Annotated in this window: 16 protein-coding genes; 9 read left to right on the top strand and 7 right to left on the bottom strand. The window is 72.5% G+C overall.

What is annotated here, in order from left to right; translation table 11 throughout:
• Positions 1-43: 43 nt before the first annotated feature.
• The gene (locus tag FGW37_RS13580) at positions 44-691 is read right to left on the bottom strand and encodes a TetR family transcriptional regulator (protein WP_058046754.1); all 648 of its coding nucleotides are present in this window, start codon (positions 689-691) and stop codon (positions 44-46) included.
• 489 nt (positions 692-1,180) lie between these two features.
• On the opposite strand from FGW37_RS13580, the gene afsK reads away from it, so the two are divergent.
• Positions 1,181-3,718 (top strand): protein serine/threonine kinase AfsK, encoded by a 2,538-nt coding sequence (gene afsK, locus FGW37_RS13575; protein WP_179081314.1) that lies wholly within the window; start codon positions 1,181-1,183, stop codon positions 3,716-3,718.
• Positions 3,719-3,741: 23 nt separating this feature from the next.
• On the opposite strand, the gene FGW37_RS13570 is transcribed toward afsK, so the two are convergent.
• From FGW37_RS13570 to FGW37_RS13560, 3 genes are read right to left on the bottom strand one after another with little or no spacing between them, the layout of a single operon-like run.
• Positions 3,742-4,572 (bottom strand): enoyl-CoA hydratase/isomerase family protein, encoded by an 831-nt coding sequence (locus FGW37_RS13570; RefSeq protein WP_179081313.1) that lies wholly within the window; start codon positions 4,570-4,572, stop codon positions 3,742-3,744.
• Complete coding sequence (locus FGW37_RS13565; protein WP_179081312.1) at positions 4,569-5,033, bottom strand: Zn-ribbon domain-containing OB-fold protein; 465 nt, start codon at positions 5,031-5,033, stop codon at positions 4,569-4,571. The genes FGW37_RS13570 and FGW37_RS13565 overlap by 4 nt, the downstream gene beginning before the upstream one ends.
• 4 nt (positions 5,034-5,037) lie before the next feature.
• Entirely contained in the window at positions 5,038-6,207 is a 1,170-nt protein-coding gene (locus tag FGW37_RS13560; RefSeq protein ID WP_246430380.1) for a lipid-transfer protein, read from the bottom strand.
• 258 nt (positions 6,208-6,465) lie between these two features.
• Between FGW37_RS13560 and FGW37_RS13555 the strand changes: the two genes are divergently transcribed.
• Positions 6,466-8,181, top strand: a complete 1,716-nt coding sequence (locus tag FGW37_RS13555) for an AMP-binding protein (protein WP_179081310.1) — start codon at positions 6,466-6,468, stop codon at positions 8,179-8,181.
• 123 nt (positions 8,182-8,304) lie between these two features.
• Positions 8,305-8,739: a pyridoxamine 5'-phosphate oxidase family protein gene (locus FGW37_RS13550; RefSeq protein WP_179084683.1), complete on the top strand. Its 435-nt coding sequence runs from the start codon at positions 8,305-8,307 to the stop codon at positions 8,737-8,739.
• A 33-nt stretch (positions 8,740-8,772) separates the two neighbouring features.
• Here FGW37_RS13550 and FGW37_RS13545 read toward each other — a convergent pair whose 3' ends face one another.
• The 3 genes from FGW37_RS13545 to afsR form a co-directional block, all read right to left on the bottom strand.
• Positions 8,773-9,087, bottom strand: a complete 315-nt coding sequence (locus FGW37_RS13545) for a hypothetical protein (protein ID WP_179081309.1) — start codon at positions 9,085-9,087, stop codon at positions 8,773-8,775.
• Positions 9,088-9,704: 617 nt separating this feature from the next.
• Entirely contained in the window at positions 9,705-9,944 is a 240-nt protein-coding gene (locus tag FGW37_RS13540) for a hypothetical protein (RefSeq protein WP_179081308.1), read from the bottom strand.
• Positions 9,945-10,382: 438 nt separating this feature from the next.
• Positions 10,383-13,313, bottom strand: a complete 2,931-nt coding sequence (gene afsR, locus FGW37_RS13535; RefSeq protein WP_179081307.1) for an SARP-family global regulator AfsR — start codon at positions 13,311-13,313, stop codon at positions 10,383-10,385.
• A gap of 164 nt (positions 13,314-13,477) precedes the next feature.
• On the opposite strand from afsR, the gene FGW37_RS13530 reads away from it, so the two are divergent.
• From FGW37_RS13530 to FGW37_RS13505, 6 genes are all read left to right on the top strand, one after another.
• Entirely contained in the window at positions 13,478-14,704 is a 1,227-nt protein-coding gene (locus FGW37_RS13530) for an amidohydrolase family protein (RefSeq protein ID WP_179081306.1), read from the top strand.
• A 130-nt stretch (positions 14,705-14,834) separates the two neighbouring features.
• Positions 14,835-15,755: a TIGR03619 family F420-dependent LLM class oxidoreductase gene (locus FGW37_RS13525; RefSeq protein WP_246430785.1), complete on the top strand. Its 921-nt coding sequence runs from the start codon at positions 14,835-14,837 to the stop codon at positions 15,753-15,755.
• Between the two features lie 78 nt (positions 15,756-15,833).
• A complete protein-coding gene (locus FGW37_RS13520) occupies positions 15,834-16,634 on the top strand; it encodes an SDR family NAD(P)-dependent oxidoreductase (protein WP_179081304.1) in 801 nt (266 codons plus the stop codon).
• A gap of 128 nt (positions 16,635-16,762) precedes the next feature.
• Entirely contained in the window at positions 16,763-17,884 is a 1,122-nt protein-coding gene (locus FGW37_RS13515; protein WP_179081303.1) for an LLM class flavin-dependent oxidoreductase, read from the top strand.
• Between the two features lie 252 nt (positions 17,885-18,136).
• A complete protein-coding gene (locus FGW37_RS13510; protein ID WP_179081302.1) occupies positions 18,137-19,912 on the top strand; it encodes an N-acyl-D-amino-acid deacylase family protein in 1,776 nt (591 codons plus the stop codon).
• A gap of 195 nt (positions 19,913-20,107) precedes the next feature.
• A complete protein-coding gene (locus FGW37_RS13505) occupies positions 20,108-21,721 on the top strand; it encodes an APC family permease (protein ID WP_179081301.1) in 1,614 nt (537 codons plus the stop codon).
• Positions 21,722-21,732 lie beyond the last annotated feature (11 nt).

Genomic DNA, 21,732 nt, shown 5'->3' with positions numbered 1-21,732 from the left:
GCTGCGATGACAGGACGTGCAGACGTGCGAGGTGCCGGAAGCGCTACCTCGTCGGCTTCTTGCCCGTGATGCCCAGGTGCACGAGGAGGGCGAGGTTGGGCTTGAGCTCGGCCTGCTTGACGCCCCAGCTCTGGAAGCCCTTCTGGTGCGAGGCCACCGCGGCGAGCATGGCGACGAGCGACCCGGCGACGGCCGCGGGGTTGACGTCCTTGTCCACCTTGCCCTTGGACTGGAGCTCCTTGACGGAGTCGGTGAGGGAGTTGGTGACGGCGTTGAGGATCTTCATGCGGATCTTGTAGAACCGCTTGTCGCCCTCGGCCGCCCCGAGGTCGACCACCCGCAGGATGGCGTCGTGCTTGCGCCAGAACCCGAGGAAGCCGTCGACGAGCTCTTCGGCGGCCTGCCAGCCGGACTTGCCGACCCAGGAGCGGCCTGCGACCAGGTCGGTCAGGCTGGCGCCCTCCTTGGCCATCTCCTCGGCGATCTCGAGGACCGCGCCCTCGACGTCCGGGAAGTACTGGTAGAAGGTCGCGGGCGAGGTGCCGGCCTTGCGGGCGACGTCGATGACCTTGACGTCTCGGTAGGGAGAGGAGCTGAGCATTTCGCTGAGGCAGTCGAGCAGCTTCTGCCGCGTCGCCTGGCCGCGTCGGCCGGCCACGCGGCCGTCGACGGTGCGTACTTGTCCTGTCATGCCGTCAGCTTACCGAGGGGTGATCGGAGCGCGATTCGGCCGCATGCAAATGGGGGCAGGGGTGTGGAGTGGGGTGTAAGGCCAGCTCAGGGGGGCTGCGGGGGACCGCCGGAAGATCGCACGGGATTGGCCCGTACCGGTGAATCCTCTTATCAACAGGCTGTGGACAACGCTCTCCGGAGACCCTTCGCACGGTTGTCCACAGGTCCCGCGGAAGACCGCGATCCCCCGCTAACGTGGCTGTCGTGACACACCCCGCGGGCCATGGCGGAAGCTCCCGGGGGCGGCGGCGGATCGCGGACGGGAAGCGGGGGTAGGAGGCGCGGGGCGAGGCGTTCCGCATGTGGTGGAGCGAGGGTGAAGCGCGACCCGGGTTCGCCACCGCGTCGTTCGCCAGGAAGAATCAGCATGCGTACCCCGGGATAATTCGCGGTGAGACGCTGCACGGGGCTGAAACCCTTCAAGCCCCGACGGGGAGGTGGCAGGTCAGTGGTGGAGCAGCTTACGCAGCACGACCCGAGACGGATCGGCCCGTTCGAGGTGCTCGGCCGACTCGGTGCCGGTGGCATGGGGCTGGTCTATCTCGCCCGCTCGGCGTCCGGCCGGCGGGTGGCGATCAAGACGGTGCGCACGGAGCTCGCCGAGGACCAGCTCTTCCGGGTCCGCTTCACGCGCGAGGTCGAGGCGGCCCGCGCGGTCAGCGGCTTCTACACCGCCGCCGTCGTCGACGCCGACCCGCGCGCCGCCGTGCCCTGGCTGGCCACCGCGTACGTGCCCGCACCCTCCCTCGAGGAGATCGTCAACGAGTGCGGGCCCCTGCCCGCCCAGGCCGTGCGCTGGCTCGCGGCCGGCATCGCCGAGGCGCTGCAGTCCATCCACGGCGCGGGCCTCGTCCACCGGGACCTGAAGCCCTCCAACGTCCTCGTCGTGGAGGACGGCCCGCGCGTCATCGACTTCGGCATCGCCTCCGGCGTCTCCAACACCCGGCTGACGATGACCAACGTCGCCGTCGGCACCCCCGCCTACATGTCGCCCGAGCAGGCGCGCGACTCCCGCAGCGTCACCGGCTCCAGCGACATCTTCTCCCTCGGCTCCACCCTCGTCTTCGCGGCCACCGGCCACGCCCCCTTCCACGGCGCGAATCCGGTGGAGACGGTCTTCATGCTGCTCCGCGAGGGCCCTGACCTGAGCGGCCTGCCCGACGAGCTGCGGCCCCTGATCGACTCCTGCATGCAGATGGCCGCCGAGCACCGGCCCAGCCCGGCCGACCTGCAGTCCGAGCTGGCCCCGCACCTCTTCGCCTCCGGCGGGGGCGACGACAGCGGCACGGCCTCGGCCTGGCTGCCGGACAACGCCGTCTCGCTCATCGAGCAGCGGCGCGCTGGCCAGCGGCCGGCCGCTGCCGGCGCCGGCAGCCGCGGGCGCGCCCGGGCCGCCGTCCCGCCGCGCCCCGCGCAGCCGCCCACCCCCGCGCCCTCCTACGACCAGTCGCCGGCCCCCGCCGCCCACAGCGGCCCGGCGTGGGGGGACGGGCGCGGCGCGGTCGGCACCGGCCGTTCCCCTGCACCCGTCGGGCACGACCCGCGCGGCGGCCTGAGCACGCCCCCCGACTCCCGCGCAGGCGCCGGCACCGCCCCGCTCGGCGGACCCGGCCGCTACGCCGCGGCGCCCGCGCACGACGGAGCCGTGCGGCTGGCGGGGGCGCAGGTCCCCATCGGCCCCGGCCCGCGCGTCGCCGACGGCCGCGACACCCGCTCCCCGGCGGGCACCGGGCCCGCCACGGGCTGGGTGCGCCCGCCCGCAGGCGTGGCCGGCGGCGGGCCCGCCCCCACGTCCGTCCCCGCCCAGGCGACGGGCGCCGCGGCCGACGGTGCCACCAATGCGCCCGGTGACCAGGGGCGTTGGCGGCCCTGGCGGTTCCGCATGTCCAACGACGTCTGGGGCACGCCCACGGTGGCCGGCGAGCTGCTGTACGTCACCTCCTTCGAGGTGCACGCCCTCGATGTGGCCACCGGGCGGCGGCAGTTCAAGACCCGGGACGTGGCCTGGGCGATGGCCGTCACCGACGGCCGCATCCACGCCTCCGACGGCCCCACCCTCTACGCCCTCGACGCCTCCGACGGCTCGGAGCGCTGGCGCCTCGCCACCGATGGCTGGGTCTACTCCCTGCGGGCCGACCGCGGCACGGTCGTCACGGGCACCCGCGGCGGCGGCGTCCAGGCCTGGGAAGCCGCCAACGGCGAGCTCCTGTGGGAGATGGGCGGCGCCCAGACCGACTTCGAGACGCCCGACTGCGGCCCCCTCGTCCACGACGGCACCGTCTACGTATGGGCAGACGCCCGGCTGCGCGCCCTTGAGGCCCGCACCGGCGCCGAGCGCTGGTCGTACCCCGTGGGCGACACCGCCTCCTGCGGCGGCGTTCCCGTCCGGCTCCTGACCGGCCCCGACGGCGTGGTGTACGTCGCCGCCGGTACGCGCGTGCTCGCCATCGACGTGGCGCGCGGCGACGTGCGCTGGCGTTTCGAGGCGCCCGCCGTCTTCCTCAGCCCGCCGGCCTTCGCCCCGGGCCCCGCGGTCACCGGAGGCGGCGTCTACATCGCCGACTACCTGGGCACCGTCTACGCCCTGGACGCGGCCACCGGCCGTGACCGCTGGCGCATCGCCACGGAGGCCCGGCAGTCCACGGAGCCGGTGCTGGTGGCGGCCGGCTCCATCCACCTGGGCAGCGGAGGGGCGCTCTACACCCTGGACGCGGTCACCGGCACGCCCAAGTGGCGGTTCGCCGCAGGCGGCGATGTGGTGGGCGCTCCCGTCATCGCCGACGGCCGCATCCACTTCGGCTCCGCCGACCACTGTCTGTACACGGTGGACGCGGCGGGCGGGCAGCTGCGCTGGAAGCTCGCCACGGGCGGGGAGATCACGGGCTCGCCGGTGGTGGCGGGCGGCGTGGTGTACGCGTGCAGCAAGGACCGCTGCGTGTACGCGCTGGACGCGGCGAAGGGGACGGGCATGTCCTCACGGCGGTGAGCATCTCCCCTTCGCGCGGCGATTCAGCGCAGGCGGTGTCCCCGCTGGCGTGAGGCGAAGAGCCGTGCCTGCTGCTCCGGCGGCAGGCTGCCGAGGGAGATCAGGTGCGGGGCCAGCGAGAGCGCGCGCTCCAGCGTGGCCTCCTTCGCCGCCCACAAGGCCCGCACCGTGCCCTGCACCGCGTCCGTCGGGCAGGCGGCGATGACGGCGGCCGCGCGCAGGGCGGCGTCGACGGCACCCCCGGGGGCGGTCAGCTCGGAGACCAGGCCGATCTCGTACGCCCGCCGCGCGGAGAGCCGCTCGGCGGTGCCCATCAGGGCCAGGCGGGCCGCCTCGCCGAAGGGCATGCGCTGCGCCATGTGGATCGCCTCGTAGGCGCTGACCATGCCGTAGGTCGTGTGCGGGTCGAAGAACGTGGCGTTCTCGGCGGCCACGACGAACTCCGCCTCGCCGAGCAGGTAGAACGCCCCGCCGCACGCCATTCCGCCGACCGCCGCCACGACCGGCTTCCACAGGTCGCACGATTTGGGGCCGATGGTGCGCAGGGGGTCGTCCAGGGAGTAGGGCGAGCCCGGCTGGGGGACGGTGGCGGAGCGGTCGATGCCGGTGCAGAAGGCCCGGTCCCCGGCGCCGGTCAGCACGACGGCCCGGACGCTGTCGTCGAAGCGGAACCGGCGCCAGACGGCGGTGAGTTCGGCGGCCGCCGCGAGGTCGACGGCGTTGTGGCGCGCGGGCCGGTCGAGGGTGACGAGGGCGACGCCGTCCGCGCGCACCTCCGTACGGACGCCGGCGCCGGCCTCTGCGCGCGCCCGTGCTTCGGCCGCCGCGTCGCTGCTCGCGCCGTCGCCGCTCATGACGCCTCCAGCAGCCACCGCGGCACGACGACGCCGCCGGCGAGCCGTGCGAAGGTGACACGCACGGGCGCGCCGATGCACAGGAGGGCGGGGTCGACGGAGTCGATGTCCGCATCGGGCGCCGCCACGAGGTTGCCGGGGATGCGGAGGTGCGGGGCGTCGGCCAGTTCCACGACCACGACGTTGTACGGGGCTCGCGCCGCGTAGGCGGGCAGGAGCGGCGGGTGGGGCAGGACGTACGACCAGATGCTGCCGCGGCCCGTCATGCGTCGCCATGCGCTGCCGAAGGACCCGCAGCGCGGGCAGCACGGGCGGGGCGGGAACCGCAGCTCACCGCAGCGGGCGCAGGCCTGCATGTGCAGCTCGCCGCGGGCCGCGAACTCCCAGAAGGGCGCGCCGTCGTCGTCGGGCTCGGGCGCCAGCAGGTCGTTGTCAGTGGTGCCCCTCATCATGGAGGACATGAGGTCAACTCCTCAGCAGCAGAGCCGAAGTGGGCACGCCCTCGCCCGCCGTGACCAGGCAGGTCGCGGCGCCGGGCACCTGTGCGGTCGAGGTGCCGCGCAGCTGGCGGACGCCTTCGGTGATGAGGTTGAAGCCGTGGACGTAGGCCTCGCTGAGCCCGCCGCCGCCGGTGTTCACCGGGAGTCTGCCGCCGAGTTCGAGGGCGCCGTCCTCGGTGAAGGCGCCGCCCTCGCCGCGGCCGCAGAAGCCGTAGCCTTCGAGGGAGAGCGGGATGAGCGGGGTGAAGGCGTCGTAGATCTGGGCGACGTCGATGTCGTCCGGGCCGAAGTCGGCCGTCTTCCACAGCTGCCGGGCGGCGGTCCAGGAGGGGCCGGTGAGCGGCTCGTCGTTCCAGTAGTTGACCATGCCGTGGTGCTGGGCGGGGAGCCCCTGGGCGGCGGCGTGCACGTAGACGGGGGAGCGGCGGCAGTCGCGGGCGCGGTCGGCCGAGACGACGACGCAGGCGAGGGCGCCGTCCGTCTCCAGGCAGTTGTCGAAGAGGCAGAGCGGCTCGCTGATCCAGCGGGAGGTCATATAGGTCTCCCGGGTCAGCGGGCGCCCGTGCATGATCGCGGCCGGGTTCCGGCCGGCGTGGTTGCGGCAGGCCAGGGCGACGTTGAAGAAGTGCTCGCGGGTGGCGCCGTACTCGTGCATATAGCGGCGGGCGAGCATGGCGATCTCGTCGACCGGGCGCAGGAGGCCGTACGGGCGGGTCCACTGCGCCGGGGTGGGCAGCTGCCGGCGGGTATCGGTCCAGGGGCGGGGGCCGGAGCCGCGCTTGCGGGAGCGCCAGGCCACGCCGACGGACGCCTGCCCGGTGGCGATCGCCGTGGCGAGGTGGGCGACGGTCGCGCAGGAGGCGCCGCCGCCGAAGCCGGTCCTGGCGAAGAAGGTCACGTCTCCGGCGCCGACGGCCTTGGCGATCTCGACCTCGTCGGTCTCCTCCATGGTGTAGGAGGCGAAGGCGTCGACCTGGGAAGGGGGGATGCCCGCGTCGTCGAGCGCGGCGAGGATCGCGCGGCAGGCCAGCGTCTTTTCCGAAGCATCGAGCCGACGGGCGAAGGGGGTCTGTCCTATGCCGACGATCGCGGTGGCGTCCTTGAGCGCCGTGGAAGCCGTGGAAGCCGTGGACACCGACACCGTGGACGCCGGGGATGCCGTGGATGAATTGGGTGCAGTGGGTGTCAGGGGCGCCGTCGGCGCCGTGGTGGTCGGGTGCGCCGTCGGTGCTGCCGGTGTCGTACGTCTCGCGGCCATCGTCCCCTCCGTCGCGTTCGTGCTCCGGTTGCTCCCCCTGCTACCGCTGCTTCCCCTGCTGACAGCGCGGAAGGCTATCGCTAATCTGACGAACAGTCAGCAGTGGGCGGGCCGGGGCGTCGGGAAGGGCACGCGATGCGCGGAGACCTGGAGTTCATGTCCATACCCCGGCTGGTCCGTACGGCCGCGGCGCGCTACGGCGACCGCGAGGCGGTGGTCGAGGGCCGGACCAGGATCGGTTACGAGCAGCTCGCCACCCGGATCGAGCGGGCCGCCGCCGGTTGCCTCGCGGCGGGCGTCGAGGCCGGCGACCGCGTGGCCGTCTGGGCGCCGAATACGCTCGACTGGATCGTCTCCGCCCTGGGGGCGGTCACGGCCGGCGCGGTTCTCGTCCCGGTCAACACCAGGCTCAGGGGAGCCGAAGCGGTACAGGTGCTCGCGCGCACCCGGGCGAAGCTGCTGTTCGTCACCGGCACGTTCCTCGGGACCTCCTACGTCGCCGCCCTGCGCCGCGCAGCAGGCGCCACGCATGGTGCCGGGGTCGGTGTCGGGGTCGGTGTCGGGGTCGGTGTCGGCGGAGGTGTAGCCGGCGCCGGGGGAAGGCACGGCAAGGGCCGAGGCCGTCGCCCCGGCGTCCCCCTGCCCGGGCTGCCGCACCTGGGGGAGGTCGTGGTGCTGGCCGAGGACGCGCCGTCCGGCTTCCGGACGTGGAAGGAGTTCCTCGCGGCGGGCGATGCGGTGCCGGCCTGGGCCGTACGGGCGCGGGCCAACGCCGTCGGCCCCGACGCGCCGTCGGACATCGTCTTCACCTCCGGGACCACGGGCGAGCCCAAGGGCGTAGTGGTCACTCATGCCCAGAGCCTGCGGACCTTCGCGGCCTGGAGCGATCTGGCCGGGTTACGGAGAGGGGACCGCTATCTGATCGTCAACCCCTTCTCGCACACCTTCGGCTACAAGGCCGGCGTGCTCGCCTGCCTGATGCGCGGCGCGGTGATGGTGCCGCAGGCCGTCTTCGCGGTGGACGCGGTACTGGCCCACCTCGCGGCGGAGCGCATCATGGTGCTGCCCGGCCCGCCCACTCTCCTCCAGGCGCTGCTGGACCACCCGGCCTGTACCGCCGGCGGGCTGTCCTCGCTGCGGCTGGTGGTGACGGGGGCGGCGGACGTCGATCCGCGGCTGGTCGAGCGGCTGCGGGACGAGGCCGGCGTCCCCACGGTGCTGACGGCGTACGGGGTGAGCGAGGCCACCGGCGTCGTCACCATGTGCCGCCGTGACGACCGCGCCGAGGTCGTCGCGGGCACCTCCGGGCGTGCCCTGCCGGACACCGAGGTGAGGGTCGTGGGGGCCGGCGGGAAGGCGCTGCCGCCGGGGCGGCCGGGCGAGGTCCTCGTGCGCGGGTACCAGGTGATGAAGGGCTACTTCGAGGACCCGCGCGCCACGGCAGAGACCGTCGACGTGGACGGCTGGCTGCACACCGGCGACATCGGGGTGCTGGACGGCGAGGGCAATCTGCGGATCACCGATCGGGTCAAGGACATGTTCGTGGCCGGCGGCTTCAACGTCTATCCGGCGGAGGTGGAGCGGACGCTGGCCGGGCACCCGGGCATCGCCGAGGCCGCGGTCGTCGGCGTGCCGGACAAGCGGCTCGGCGAGGTCGGCAAGGCCTTCGTGGTCCGCAGGGGCGGCGGGCCGCCCGTGTCGGCCGAGGAACTGATCGCCTGGGCGCGGCACGAAATGGCCGCGTACAAGGTGCCGCGGGAGGTGGAGTTCGTTCCCGTGCTGCCGCGCAACGCCTCCGGCAAGGTGGTCAAGCGCGGATTGCGGCAAGCAGGCGGAATGACGGCCGAATAACGGGGGAATAGCGGCGCGGTCAGCGGCGCTGAGTGGACCGGGAGACCAAGATGCGATCCGGAAAACCCAGCAGGGCTCTCCCGGAGTCCCCGAATCCGCACGACCGTGAACGAGGTGGATGCGATGCCGCTTTCCGTTGAAGAGCGTGAGAAATTCCTGGTCGGCCCGCACGTTGCGGCGCTTGCCGTCGATTCCGGTGAGGAAGGGCGCGGCCCGGTGAACGTGCCCGTCTGGTACGTCTACCGTCCGGGCGGTGAGGTCGTACTCGTCACCGGCCGCGCCTCCCGTAAAACACAGCTCATTGCCGATGCCGGGCGATTCACGCTCTTGGTGGACCAGACGTCTCCGACGTACCGGTATGTCTCCGTCGAGGGCGAGCTCGTGTCGGTCGAAACGGCGACGAAAGAGCTGGCAAGGGAGATCGCTGCCCGTTACCTGCCGACGGAGTCGGCGGTCGAGGCGCACGTCGAGACGATCATGGCCGACCCGGAAGCGGTCGTGGCGATCAGGATGCGGCCGCGGCACTGGCTCTCGGCCGACCTGGGTGGCGCGAGCTGAGCTGCGCCGCTGCTGAGGCAGCGGCAGCCGTCCCTAGCGGGACGCTCCGGCGGCGTCGAGCCCGGGCACCAGGGTGCTGTGGTCGTCGGACCCGCCCGTGGTGTGGTCGTCGGCGCCACCGGTGGTGTGGTCGTCGAAGCCGCCCGTGGTGTGGTCGTCACCCGGGGCGGCCGCGCCGCCGCCGAGCGAGTGCGCGAGCTGTACGGAGGCGGACGGAGCGCCCTTGGTCGTGTGGTCGTCGGCGCCCGCGGCGGCTGCGGGGCCGGCCGTGGCCAGTGCCCCGGCGGCGGTCAGGGCCGCTATGAGGAGAGCTTTCTTCGTGCGGGTGCGGGTGCTGGTGGCGTTCATTTCCGACCTCTCTGATTCGGGGGGTGTAATGCGGTGGTGTTGTGCATGCCAGCGAACGTAGCGGGTGAGGACGGCCGCGTCCGCGGTTCGGACGGAAGTGTGTGAACTCCGGTCCGTTTGTTTGCAGTTAGGCGCCATGGGCGCATGACCGCAGGGGCCGGCGTCGACGGCTTCCCCTCCGTGCTGCCGACGCCGGCCCCTGACAGTCCCCCGTTGGTGCTTCCGTGTTCAGTTGTTGTGCGTCCCCCGTTCACCTTCTTCAGTTGTTGTGCGTCCCCCGTGGTGTTCCCCCGTGGTTTCCCCCGTGTTTTTCCTGTTGCGATGGCGCCTTTCTTCCCGTCCGACGCCCCCCGTTCCGCTCATGCGCCGGACGACCCCCGTTGAATCCCCCGTGGAAACCGTCGGATCTCCCCGTTGTACGTTTCCCCCCGTACGGCTCCCCCGTCGTACGTTCCCCCGTACGTTTCCCCCGTCGTGCGTCTTCCCCGGGTACGTTCCCTGCGGTACTTCCTCCCCCGGAACGTCCCCGTGTCGTGCTCTCCCCCTGAGGCCCCCCGGCCGGAGGGTTCCTGGCCGCCGATGTCTTCGGTCAGAAACCCCCCGTCCCGGGAGTCCGGTCAGACGAGCCCGGTTTTGGGCTTGTCTCCCGTGGCGTGGTCGTCCATGACGACCCGGTCCTCCGTCGGGATGGGTTTCTTCTTCAGGACGTTCTTATCCTTCAGGACGATCGGTTCACCGATGGTGGCGTGGTCGTCCGGCGGAGGCGCGAACTGCTGCCCCGCCGCGAACGTCCCGCCGGTGGCGTGGTCGTCCTGCGGTGTGGCCACGCCCGGCGTGAGCTTGCGCTCGTCGCTCATAGCGATCAACTCCGATGGGTCGGTGCGAGTCGTTTGGCGTGAGGGGTTGGTGCTGGGATGCAGAACCCGCCCGGCGACTCCCCCGATGGCCGCCGGACGGGGACTGGGGCTGATCACCCCTGAGGTGAGGCCTCACCTACGACCCGTCTGCCCCCCGACGCGACGGATCGACATGACTCAGACTGCCGTGTCGCGATAAACGATCGATGAACGGGCACGTGACAGCGTTTTTCCGGGGCCGTTCGGCCCTTGTGGCCGCTCCCGGAGAGGGGTTCGAGGCGACGTTCAGAGCTGCGAAATCTTCACTTCCGCTCTGTGCGCCGGCTGCACATATCTATCCGCTACCCCGGAGCGCAGAGTTCCACCCTCGCCGAGCGGACTTCCTGCGCTGCCGCCACCCGCCTCGCCCCGCCCCTCGCCGCCCCGCACCGACGACCACTAAGCGGCCGTCGCCACCGACAGCAGATCGCGTACGTCGTCCGCCTCCGACGACCCCAGCTGCTCGTAGATCGCCAGGGCCTCCGTCCAGCAGGCGCGCGCCCGGCCCGGCTGCCCCAGGGCGTCGAGCGAGCGTCCCAGCACGGTCAGGACGTTGCCGCGCCGCCACTCGCCTCCGATGCCGCGCAGCTTCAGCGCCTGCTCGGCGTGGTGGGCGGCGGCGGTCGGCCGTCCGGCCGCCAGGTGGACCTCCGCGAGCCGGTAGTGGGTCATGCCCTCCCAGAGCCGCTGCCGGTTGTCGACGAAGATCGGCATGGCCTCGTTCAGCTGCCGCAGCGCGTCCTCGAACCGGCGGGCGTGCGTGAGCACCAGCCCGTACGTGTACAGGCCGTTCGCCAGCCGCCAGCTGACGTTGACCTCGCGGAAGATGGCGAGCGCCTGCTCGGCCAGCTCGACCGCCGACCGGATGCGCCCGGTGTCGAGACACACGCGCGCGAGATTGCTGAGCGCAGTCGCCTCGCACGGCCGGTTGCCGTCCTCGCGGAAGCACTCCAGGGCCTGCCTGACGTAGGCCTCGGCGTCCTCGTAGCGGTGCTGGTAGATGGCGACGATGCCGCGGTTGTTGGAGGCGTAGCCGCACGGGATGGGGTCCTCCGTGGCGCGGCCGAGGAGGACGGCGTGCCGGGCCTGCTCGTCGGCCTGGTCGAAGCGGCCTGCGAGGCTGTACACGTGCGTGAGCACGGTCCGGGCGCGGCCCTCGGCCCGGGTGTCCCCGGCCGCCTGCGTGGCGGCCAGCAAGGCGCTCGCGGCCTGCTCGTAGAGGCGGATGTCGGCGCCGGACTCGGCGAGGTCCTTGGCGGCCAGCAGCAGGTCGACGGCGCGGCGCAGGGTGTCGCCGGAGGCGGTCGCGTGCTGGCGGACGCAGGCCAGCAGGCACCCGGCCTCGGCGAAGAGCCAGTCGCTCGCCGCGCCCCGGTCGGTGAAGACGAGCCCGGGGTGGGTCGTGGGCGTCAGGTGCACAAGGAGCTGGTCGCCGGGGCGCTCCAGGACGTACACCCCCGCTGCCGTCGCGAGGTAGAAGTCCAGCAGCCGCGAGAGGGCCGCTTCGCGCTCTGCAGGGGGCTGTTCGTCGCGTTCGGCGCATGCACGCGCGTAGAGGCGTACGAGGTCGTGGTAGCGGTACCGGCCGGGTGCGGCGGACTCCAGGAGGGACGTGTCGACCAGCGATTCCAGCAGTTCCTCGGTGGCATCGATGTCGAGGTCCAGGACGGCCGCGGCTGCGGCCAGTGAGATGTCCGGGCCGTCGGCGAGCCCCAGCAGCCGGAAGGCGCGGGCCTGTCCGGGCTCCAGCTGCCCGTAGCCCAGCTCGAAGGTGGCTTTGACGGCGAGGTCGCCGGCGCGCAGCTCGTCCAGGCGGCGGCGTTCGTCGCCGAGCTTGCGTGCGAGTACGGAGACGGTCCAGGTGCGGCGGGCGGCGAGGCGGGAGGCGGCGATGCGGATGGCCAGCGGCAGGAAGCCGCAGGCCGCCACGACGTCCATCGCGGCGTCCCGCTCGGCCTCCACGCGCTCGGCGCCCACGATCCGCGTGAACAGCACCAGCGCCTCGTCCGGGCTCATCACGTCCAGGTCGACCAGGTGGGCCCCGGCCAGGCCCACCATGCGCGTCCGGCTCGTGACGAGCGCCGCGCAGCCTTCCGTGCCGGGCAGCAGCGGGCGGACCTGTGCGGCGTCGCGGGCGTTGTCCAGCAGGGCCAGCACGCGGCGGCCGTCGAGGGTGGAGCGGAAGAGCGCGGACCGCTCCTCGACGCCCTCGGGGATGGCGGAGTCGGGGATTCCGAGTGCGCGCAGGAACGATCCGAGCACTGCCTCCGGCTCGGCGGGCAGCGGGCCCGCGCCTTGCAGGTCGACGTAGAGCTGCCCGTCGGGGAAGTGGTGGCGCGCGGCGTGCGCGACGTGCACCGCGAGCGTCGTCTTGCCGACGCCGCCGATGCCCGCCACCGCGGAGACGGCCATCACCCCGCCGGAGCACGTCGCGAGCTGTTCGCCGAGCTCGTCCACGAAGGCCGCGCGCCCCGTGAAGTCGGAGACCGTCGCGGGCAGCTGGGCGGGCCGGATGAAGGCCGGGCCGGCGCAGGGCCGGTCGTCCGGGACGAAGGGCAGGGCGAGGTCGGCGTCGGCGTTGAGGATGCGCTGCTGGAGCTCGGAGAGCTCGGGACACGGATCGACGCCGAGTTCGTCGGCGAGGAGGCGGCGGGTGTCGGCGTAGACGGCGAGGGCCTCGGCCTGGCGGCCGCTGCGGTAGAGCGCGAGCATCAGCAGTTCGCGCAGGCGCTCGCGCAGCGGGTGGGCGGCGGTCAGGGCCGTCAGCTCCGAAACGGCCTCCGCGTGGCTGCCGACCTCCAGGTCCAGGTCCAGCCGGGTCTCGATGAGCGACAGCCGCCACTCCTCCAGGCGCGTGCGCTGCGTCTCCGCGTACGGCCCGGGCAGGCCGGCGAGCGGCTCGCCGTCCCAGACGCCGAGGGCCTCGTTGATGAGGTCGCGGGCGCGGTGGCGGTCGCCGGAGGCGCGGGTCTTCTCCGCCTCGGCGACGAGGTGTTCGGCCCGGTCGATGTCGAGGCAGCCGAGGCCGATCCGGATCGCGTACCCCCCGGACTCGCTGACCAGGGCGTCGGCGTCGGGCCCGAACGCCTTGCGGAGCCGGGAGGCGTAGGTGCGCAGTGCGGCGAGGGCGGCGTGCGGGGGCTCGTCCCCCCACAGGGCGTCCACCAGCTCGGGCGCGGTCGCGGTGCGGCCGCCGCGCAGCAGCAGGGCGGCGAGGAGCGCCCGCTGCTGGGGCGAGCCGGTGTTCAGCAGTTCTCCGCCGCGGCGGGCCCGCACGGGCCCGAGCACGGTGAATCGGAGCTGCTGCCCGTGCCCTGTGTCGCCGGCCATGGTGACCCCCTGCTTGTCCCGCTCGGTCGCACGGCCAGTCTGCCTTGTCCGGGGGCTCTGCGTCAGCAGGGGTCCGGCCTCTCCACAAGGCCTGCCGGAGACCGCCCCACGGCTCCGCACGCACCTTACTGACGGATCGTCAGATCGTCGCTAACGTGTCAGCCATGGAGAGCATCCCCAGGATCATCTCGGTGGACGATCACACGGTCGAGCCTCCTCACGTCTGGTCGGACCGGCTACCGGCGAAGTTCCGCGACGTCGGGCCGCGGATCGTCCGTGCGCCCGTCAAGGAGTTGACCTTCGTCGGCGGAAGATTCGCTCCCGTCATGGGCGCCCCGGGGGACCCCGGACCGGAGGCGGACTGGTGGATCTATGAGGATTTGCACCGTCCGCTCACGCGGCTGGATACCGCCGTCGGATACTCCAGGGATGAGGTCAGGCTGGAGGGAATCACGTACGAGCAGATGCGGCCCGGCTCCTACAGCGTCCCGGAACGCCTGGCCGATATGGACCGCAACCATGTCCAGTCCGCGCTCTGCTTCCCCACGTTCCCGCGCTTCTGCGGGCAGACCTTCACCGAGGCGCCGGACCGCGAACTCGCCCTCCTGGGAGTGCGCGCGTACAACGACTGGATGGTGGAGGAGTGGTGCGGCCCCGAGGCGCACGGCCGCCTGATCCCGCTCGGCATCGTCCCCCTGTGGGACGCGGAACTCGCCGCCGCCGAAGTCCGCCGCAACGCGGAGCGCGGCGTGCGCGCCGTCTGCTTCTCCGAGATTCCCCCGCACCTCGGCCTCCCCTCCGTCCACACCGACGCCTGGGACCCCTTCCTGCGCGCCTGTGCCGAGACCCGCACCGTCATCGCCATGCACATCGGCTCCTCCTCGCGCATGCCGTCCACCTCGGCGGACGCGCCGCCCGCCGTCGGCTCCGTCATCACCTTCGCCAACTGCTGCTTCTCCCTGGCCGACTGGCTGATGTCCGGCGCCTTCGACCGCTTCCCCGGCCTGCGCATCATGTACGCCGAGGGACAGATCGGCTGGATCCCTTACACCCTGGAGCGCGCGGACGTCGTCTGGGAGCAGAACCGGGGCTGGGGCGGCGTCGCCGACAAGGTCCTGCGGCCGCCCTCCGAACTCTTCGCCGAGCACGTCCACGGCTGCTTCTTCGACGACGCCTTCGGGCTGCGCAGCCTCGACGCGATCGGCGTCGGCAACGTCCTCTACGAGACCGACTACCCGCACTCCGACTCCACCTGGCCCCGCTCCAAGGAGGTCGCCGAGGAGCAGATGGGGCACCTGGCGCCGGACGTGGTGGAGCGGATCGTGCGGGGCAACGCGATCGAGCTGCTGGGGCTCACGGAGGAAGGGCTGTGGGCGCATGCGGCCGGGTGAGGAGCGGGCCGCGGAGCCGCCGCCCGGCGACCCGCAGGCATCCCCCTCCGGCCTGCAGCCGCCGCCCGGCGTCCCGCAGGCGTCACCCTCCGGCCTGCAAGTGCTGCCTGAAGGCCGCCTCTCGTACGGCATGCAGCTGCCCATCACCTCCCTCAGCACCCTCTACGCCGAGCCGTGGGAGGTCGAGGCCGGCCCCGCCGACCTGCGGGAGGTCGCCGCGGCCGCCGACCGGCTCGGCTTCGCCTACCTCGCGACCTGCGACCACGTCGCCGTCCCCGTGCGCCTGACCGCCGCCATGGGCACCGTCTGGTACGACCCGGTGGCCACGCTCGCCCACCTCGCCGCCGTCACCGAGCGCACCCTGCTGCTCAGCCACGTCGCCGTGGCCGCGCTCCGGCACCCGCTCGCGCTCGCCAAGCAGTACGCCACCGTCGACCGGCTCGCCGGGGGCCGGCTGGTCCTCGGCGTCGGCGCCGGGCACGTGCGCGAGGAGTTCCAGGCGCTCGGCGTGGACTTCGGGCGGCGCGGCACGATCCTGGACGAGACGGTCGACGCTCTCAAAGAGGCCCTGGGGCCTTCCGAGTTCCCGCAGTTCAGCGGCCGCCGCTTCGTCTTCCGCGGCCTCGGGCAGGCGCCCCGGCCCGCCCGTACGCCGCGCCCGCCCATCTGGGTGGGCGGCTCCTCGCCCGCGGCGCTGCGCCGGGCGGCGCTGCGGGGCGACGGCTGGCTGTCGCAGGGCGACCGGCGCGATCAGCTGCCGCAGCGCATCGCCACCCTGCGGCGGCTGCGCGAGGAGGCCGGGCGGGGCGGCCTCGGCGGGCCCTTCGCGGTCGGGGCGATCTCCGAGGTCCTCTACGTCGGCACGCCCTCCTGGGACACCGGCGCCCGCACGCTGACCGGCCCTCCGGGCGTGCTCGCAGAGTCGCTGCGGGCGTACGGGGCGATGGGCGTGAACCAGATCCAGGTCCGGTTCCGCTGCCGCGACCTCGGTGAACTGCTCGACCAGATGGAGGCGTTCACGGACGGGGTGGCGCCCCTCCTGGACGACTAGGCCGAGACGTGCCGCACGCGCACACAGCAGCGACTTTTTACACCCGCCCGATGAATGCGACGGAGGTAAAAACACACCATGGGCAAACTCGACGGCCGCGTCGTGCTCATCACGGGTGCGGCGCGCGGGCAAGGCGAGCAGGAAGCACGGCTGTTCGTGGAGGAGGGCGCGAAAGTCGTCCTCACGGACGTCCTGGACGAGCAGGGTAGCGCCGTAGCGAAGGAGTTGGGCCCTGATGCCGCCGCGTACGTCCATCTGGACGTCGGCGAGGAGGCGGACTGGGCCGCGGCCGTGGCCACCGCCAAGGAGACCTTCGGTGCGCTCGACGGGCTCGTCAACAACGCCGGCATCCTGCGCTGCAACCAGCTGACCGACACGCCCCGGCAGGAGTTCGCGGAGGTCTGCCGCGTCAACCAGCTCGGCGCGTTCCTCGGCATGCGTGCGGTCACGCCCGAACTGGCGGCGGCGGGCGGCGGCACCATCGTCAACACCTCCTCGTACGCCGCGCTGGCCGGCATGCCCTTCCTCACCTCCTACGCGGCCTCGAAGGCGGCCGTCCTCGCCATGACCCGGGTGGCCGCCCTGGAGCTGGCTGCCCGGGGGATCCGGGTCAACGCCATGTGCCCGGGCGCGATCGACACCCCCATGACCGACCCGGCGGTCCTCGACCCCACGGCCGACCCGGGCCGCGCGGCGGGGGCGGCGGGCGCGGTGGCCGCGTTCTACCGGAAGGCGGTGCCCATGGGCCGGATCGGACGCCCGGAGGAGGTGGCGAGGCTGGCCCTCTACCTGACCGCGGACGACTCCTCGTACGTCACCGGGCAGCACTTCGTCGTGGACGGCGGGTGGCTGGCGGGGGTTCCGCTGCCGGCGTCTTGACGCTCCCGTGCGCCGGTGCCAGAGTCTCACCCATCGTCCCTATCTGACGTAGCGTCAGAAAATCTCGAGTGAACGAGCGCGCGGACTGACGGACCACGAGCGAGCGAGCGGACGGACGGTGAACCTCCGTGGAATTCGGGATCTTCGTGCAGGGCTACGTTCCGGAGGGCCGGCGGCGGGGTGACCCGCAGGCCGAGCACCACGCGCTGATGGAGGAGAGCGAGTACGTCATCCAGGCGGACAAGTCCGGCTTCAAGTACGCCTGGGCCTCCGAGCACCACTTCCTCGACGAGTACTCGCACCTCTCCGCCAACGACGTCTTCCTCGGCTACCTCGCCCACGCGACCGACCGCATCCACCTCGGCTCCGGCATCTTCAATCCGCTGCCGCAGGTCAACCACCCGGCCAAGGTCGCCGAGAAGGCCGCCATGCTCGACCACCTCTCCCGCGGCCGCTTCGAGTTCGGCACCGGGCGCGGCGCGGGCAGCCACGAGATCCTCGGGTTCCTGCCGGGCATCACCGACATGAACCGCACGAAGGAGATCTGGGAGGAGACGATCGCCGAATTCCCCCGGATGTGGCTGGAGGACGAGTACCCCGGCTTCCAGGGGAAGCACTGGTCGCTGCCGCCGCGCAAGGTGCTGCCCAAGCCGTACGGGCCCGCGCACCCCGCCATGTGGTACGCGGCCGGGTCGCCCTCGTCGTACGCGATGGCCGCCCGCAAGGGCCTCGGCGTCCTCGGCTTCAGCGTGCAGAAGGTCGCCGACATGGAGTGGGTCGTCGACTCGTACAAGACGGCGATCGCGGACGCCGAGCCCGTCGGCGCCTACGTCAACGACAACGTCATGGTCACGTCCACGGCCGTCTGCGCCGAGACGCACGCGAAGGCCGTGAAGATCGCGGCCGCGGGCGGACTGCACTACCTGCAGTCGCTGCTGTTCCGCTACCACGACACCTTCCCCCGCCCCGAGGGCATCCCGCAGTGGCCCGAGCTGCTGCCGGAGTACACCGAGGAGGTCATCGAACTCCTCATCGCCGAGGAGCTGATGATCTGCGGCGACCCGGACGAGGTGTTCCGCCAGTGCAAGCGGTGGGAACAGGCGGGCGCGGACCAGCTGGCGTTCGGGCTGCCGGTCGGGGTGCCGTACGAGGACACGATGCGCACCATCCGGCTGATCGGCGAGCACGTCATCCCGAAGATCGACACGGATCCGGTCCACCGGACGGCGCGGATGCGGCGGGCGGCCTGAGGGCCCCTTTCGCCCGGGCCCCTCCTTCGTGCGCCTCCTTCGTGCACCTCTTCCGCGAACCGGCTCCTCGTGCACCTCTTCCATGAACCGGCTCCTCGTGATCCGGCTCCTCGTGATCCGGCTCCTCGTGATCCGGCTCCCATGTGCACCGGGGCGGCGTCTTCCCGGATCCGCCGCCCCGGCCTCCGGCCGTTCGCCGGCCACGCGCCGCCGCCGCGGCGGACCATTCTCCTGGAGAAGGTGACACCGGCCATGCTCGACCACCTGATCAAGCGCGCCACCGTCGTCGACGGCACCGGAGCCCCCTCCTACGTCGCCGACATCGGCATCCGGGACGGGCGCATCGCCCTGATCGGACGGTCCCCGGCCCGGGTGAAGGCGGGCGGCAGGCTGGGGGAGCGGGCCCGTACCGAAGAGGACGCCACCGGCCTGGTCCTCGCCCCCGGCTTCGTCGACCCGCACACCCACTACGACGCCCAGCTCTTCTGGGACCCCTACGCCACACCGTCCCTCAGCCACGGCGTCACCACCGTCGTCGGCGGCAACTGCGGCTTCAGCCTCGCGCCCCTGAACCCCGCGCGGCCCGCCGACGCCGACTACACGCGGCGCATGATGAGCAAGGTCGAGGGCATGTCGCTGACCGCCCTGGAGCAGGGGGCGCCCTGGGACTGGTCGTCCTTCGGGGAGTACCTGGACGCGCTGGACGGGCGGATCGCCGTCAACGCAGGCTTCATGGCCGGGCACTGCGCCCTGCGCCGGTACGTCATGGGCCCCGGCGCCGTGGGCGGGCAGCCCGACGCCGGGCAGCTGCGGCGCATGACCGCCCTGCTGCACGAGGCGATGGACGCGGGCGCCTGGGGCCTGTCCACCACGCAGTCGTCCACCCACTCCGACGGCGACGGCCGGCCCGTCGCCTCCCGGCACGCACTGCCCGCCGAGCTGCTCGCACTGTCGGCCGCGGTCGGCGAGCACGAGGGCACCCAGATCGAGGCCATCGTCTCCGGCTGCCTCGACCGGTTCGAGGACGCCGAGATCGACCTGCTGACGAAGATGACGGCCGCCGCCGGCCGCCCCCTCAACTGGAACGTCCTCACCATCGACGCCGCCGTCCCCGACCGCGTGCCCCGTCAGCTCGGCGCGAGCGCACGGGCCCGCGCCGCAGGCGGCCGGATCGTGGCGCTCACCATGCCGATCCTCACGCCCATGAACATGTCCCTGGGCACCTTCTGCGCGCTGAACCTCATCCCCGGCTGGGGCGAGATCCTGGACCTGCCCGTCCCCCACCGCATCACGGCCCTGCGCGAGGCCGCCGTCCAGGCCGACATGCTGCGCCGCGCCCGCAGCCCCGAGGCGGGCGTCTTCCGCAGGCTGGCCGACTTCGGACGGTACGTGATCGGCGATACGTACGCGAAGGAGAACGACGGCCTGACCGGGCGCGTCGTGGGCGACATCGCCGCCGAGCGCGGCCTCGACCCGTTCGCGTGCCTGGTGGAGATCTGCGCGGCCGACGAACTGCGCACGGTCCTGTGGCCGATGCCCTCCGACAACGACCCCGCCAGCTGGGAGCTGCGCCGGGACACCTGGGAGCACCCGGACGTACTCCTGGGCGGCTCGGACGCGGGCGCGCACCTGGACCGGATGTGCGGAGCGCCGTACACGACGCGCTTCCTCGGCGACTGCCTGCGCGGCCGCAAGCTGGTGCCGGTCGAGCGGGCGGTTCAGATGCTGACGGACGAGCCGGCGCGCCTGTTCGGCCTGCGCGGGCGCGGCCGGATCGCCGAGGGGTACGCGGCCGACCTGGTCCTCTTCGACCCCGGCCGCATCGACGCCGGACCCGCCGCGCTCGTCCACGACCTGCCGGGCGACGGACCGCGGCTGGACTCGAGGGCGGTGGGCGTGGTGAGCGTACGGGTCAACGGGGTGGAGACGGTGCGGCACGACGTGGTGACGGGTGCGCTGCCGGGGACGGTGCTGCGGTCGGGGCGGGACACGGAGACGGTGGGGACGGCAGGGACGGGAAAATTTTGAATGGGGACAAAAGGGGTGGGGGTGCGGTTCCCGTACCGAGGGGAATGCCTCCTGCGGCCTTAGTGTTACCGGCCGTAACGCATGGAGGGCCTTCGTTTGCCAGGTCAACTGCCCCGTAAAGGACGAAAGTTCTTGGTCCGATTCCTGGACCATAAACCTCCGGTTGCGGAAACAGCACCCCCTACCGTCCTGCCCATGGTTCAGGTACACCCGCGGCCACAGGCCGGAGACACGGTAATGAGCGTCGCCGGCGACGGCCCGGACAGACGCGCAGGTCGGCCCGGCAAGGGCAACGGCAAGGGCCTCGGGCCCGGCAAAGGCAAGGGTCTCGGCGGCAACTCCGTAGGCCTGCTCGGCAGCGCCGTCATCGGGATCTCCACCGTCGCCCCCGTCTACTGCCTGACCTCCACCCTCGGCCCGACCGTCGGCCAGGTCGGCGTGCAGATGCCCGCCGTCTTCCTGGCCGGATTCCTGCCGATGCTGCTGGTCGCCTTCGCCTACCGCGAGCTGAACAAGGCCGTGCCCGACTGCGGCACGTCCTTCACCTGGACGGTGCAGGCGTTCGGGCCGCGCGTCGGCTGGATGTGCGGCTGGGGCCTGGTGATCGCCACGATCATCGTGCTGTCGAACCTCGCGGGCGTGGCCACGTCGTTCTTCTACCTCCTGCTGGGCGAGCTCACCGGCAGCGATGCGGTGGCCGCCCTCGACGGCAACCGCCCCGTGCACGTCGCCACCTGCCTCGCCTTCATCGCCGTGGCGACGGCGATCAGTTACCGCGGCATGACCGCGACGAAGGGCGTGCAGTACGCCCTGGTCTCCCTGCAACTCGCCGTCCTGGCCGTCTTCGCGGTGATGGCCCTGGTCAAGGCCCGCTCGGGTGACCTGCCCGCCTCCATCGACTTCTCCTGGACCTGGCTCGACCCCTTCGCCGTCCAGTCCTTCGCGGCCTTCACCGCCGGGCTCTCCCTCTCGATCTTCATGTTCTGGGGCTGGGACGCGTGCCTGACCGTCAACGAGGAGACGGAGGGCAGCGCGAAGACCCCCGGCCGCGCCGCGCTCCTCGCCATGGCCGTTCTCGTCGGCTCGTACCTGGTCACCGCCGTCGCCGCCCAGATGTTCGCGGGCGTCGGCGAGGAGGGCACCGGCCTCGGCAACCCCGACACCGCCGGCAACGTCTTCGCCGCGCTCGCCGACCCCGTCATGGGCGCGGCGCTGGGCGTGCTGCTGTTCGTGGCGGTCCTGGCCTCGGCGGCCGCCAGCCTCCAGACGACGTTCCTGCCCGTCGCCCGCACGGTCCTGGCCATGAGCGCCTACGAGGCCCTGCCCCCGTCCTTCGCCCGCATCCACCCGCGCTTCAGGTCACCGGGCCGCGCGACGGTCGCGGCGGGCCTCGCCACCGGCGTCTTCTACGCCGCCATGAGCTTCCTCAGCGAGAACGTCCTCATCGACACGATCTACGCGCTGGGTCTGATGATCTGCTTCTACTACTCGATCACGGCGTTCGCCTGCGCCTGGTACTTCCGCGGGGAACTGGGCCGCTCGGTGCGCGACGCGCTCTTCAAGGGCGTCTTCCCGGTCCTGGGCGGCGTGCTCCTCGCCGCCGTCTTCTGCAAGACGCTGTACGACATGTGGGACCCGTCGTACGGCAGCGGGAGCTCCGTCCTGGGCGTCGGCTCGGTCTTCGTGACCGGGGTGGGGCTGCTGCTGGTCGGCGCCGTCCTCATGGAGCTGATGCGGCGGCGCAGCCCGGCGTTCTTCCGCGGCGAGGTGCTGACGCGGTCGACGCCGGCGCTGGTGGTGGAGGAGTAGCGGGGCGTGGC

The sequence above is a fragment of the Streptomyces rectiverticillatus genome, from assembly GCF_013394065.1.
GTDB classification, from domain to species: Bacteria; Actinomycetota; Actinomycetes; order Streptomycetales; family Streptomycetaceae; genus Streptomyces; species Streptomyces rectiverticillatus.
This window is presented reverse-complemented; position numbering and strand designations above follow the sequence as displayed.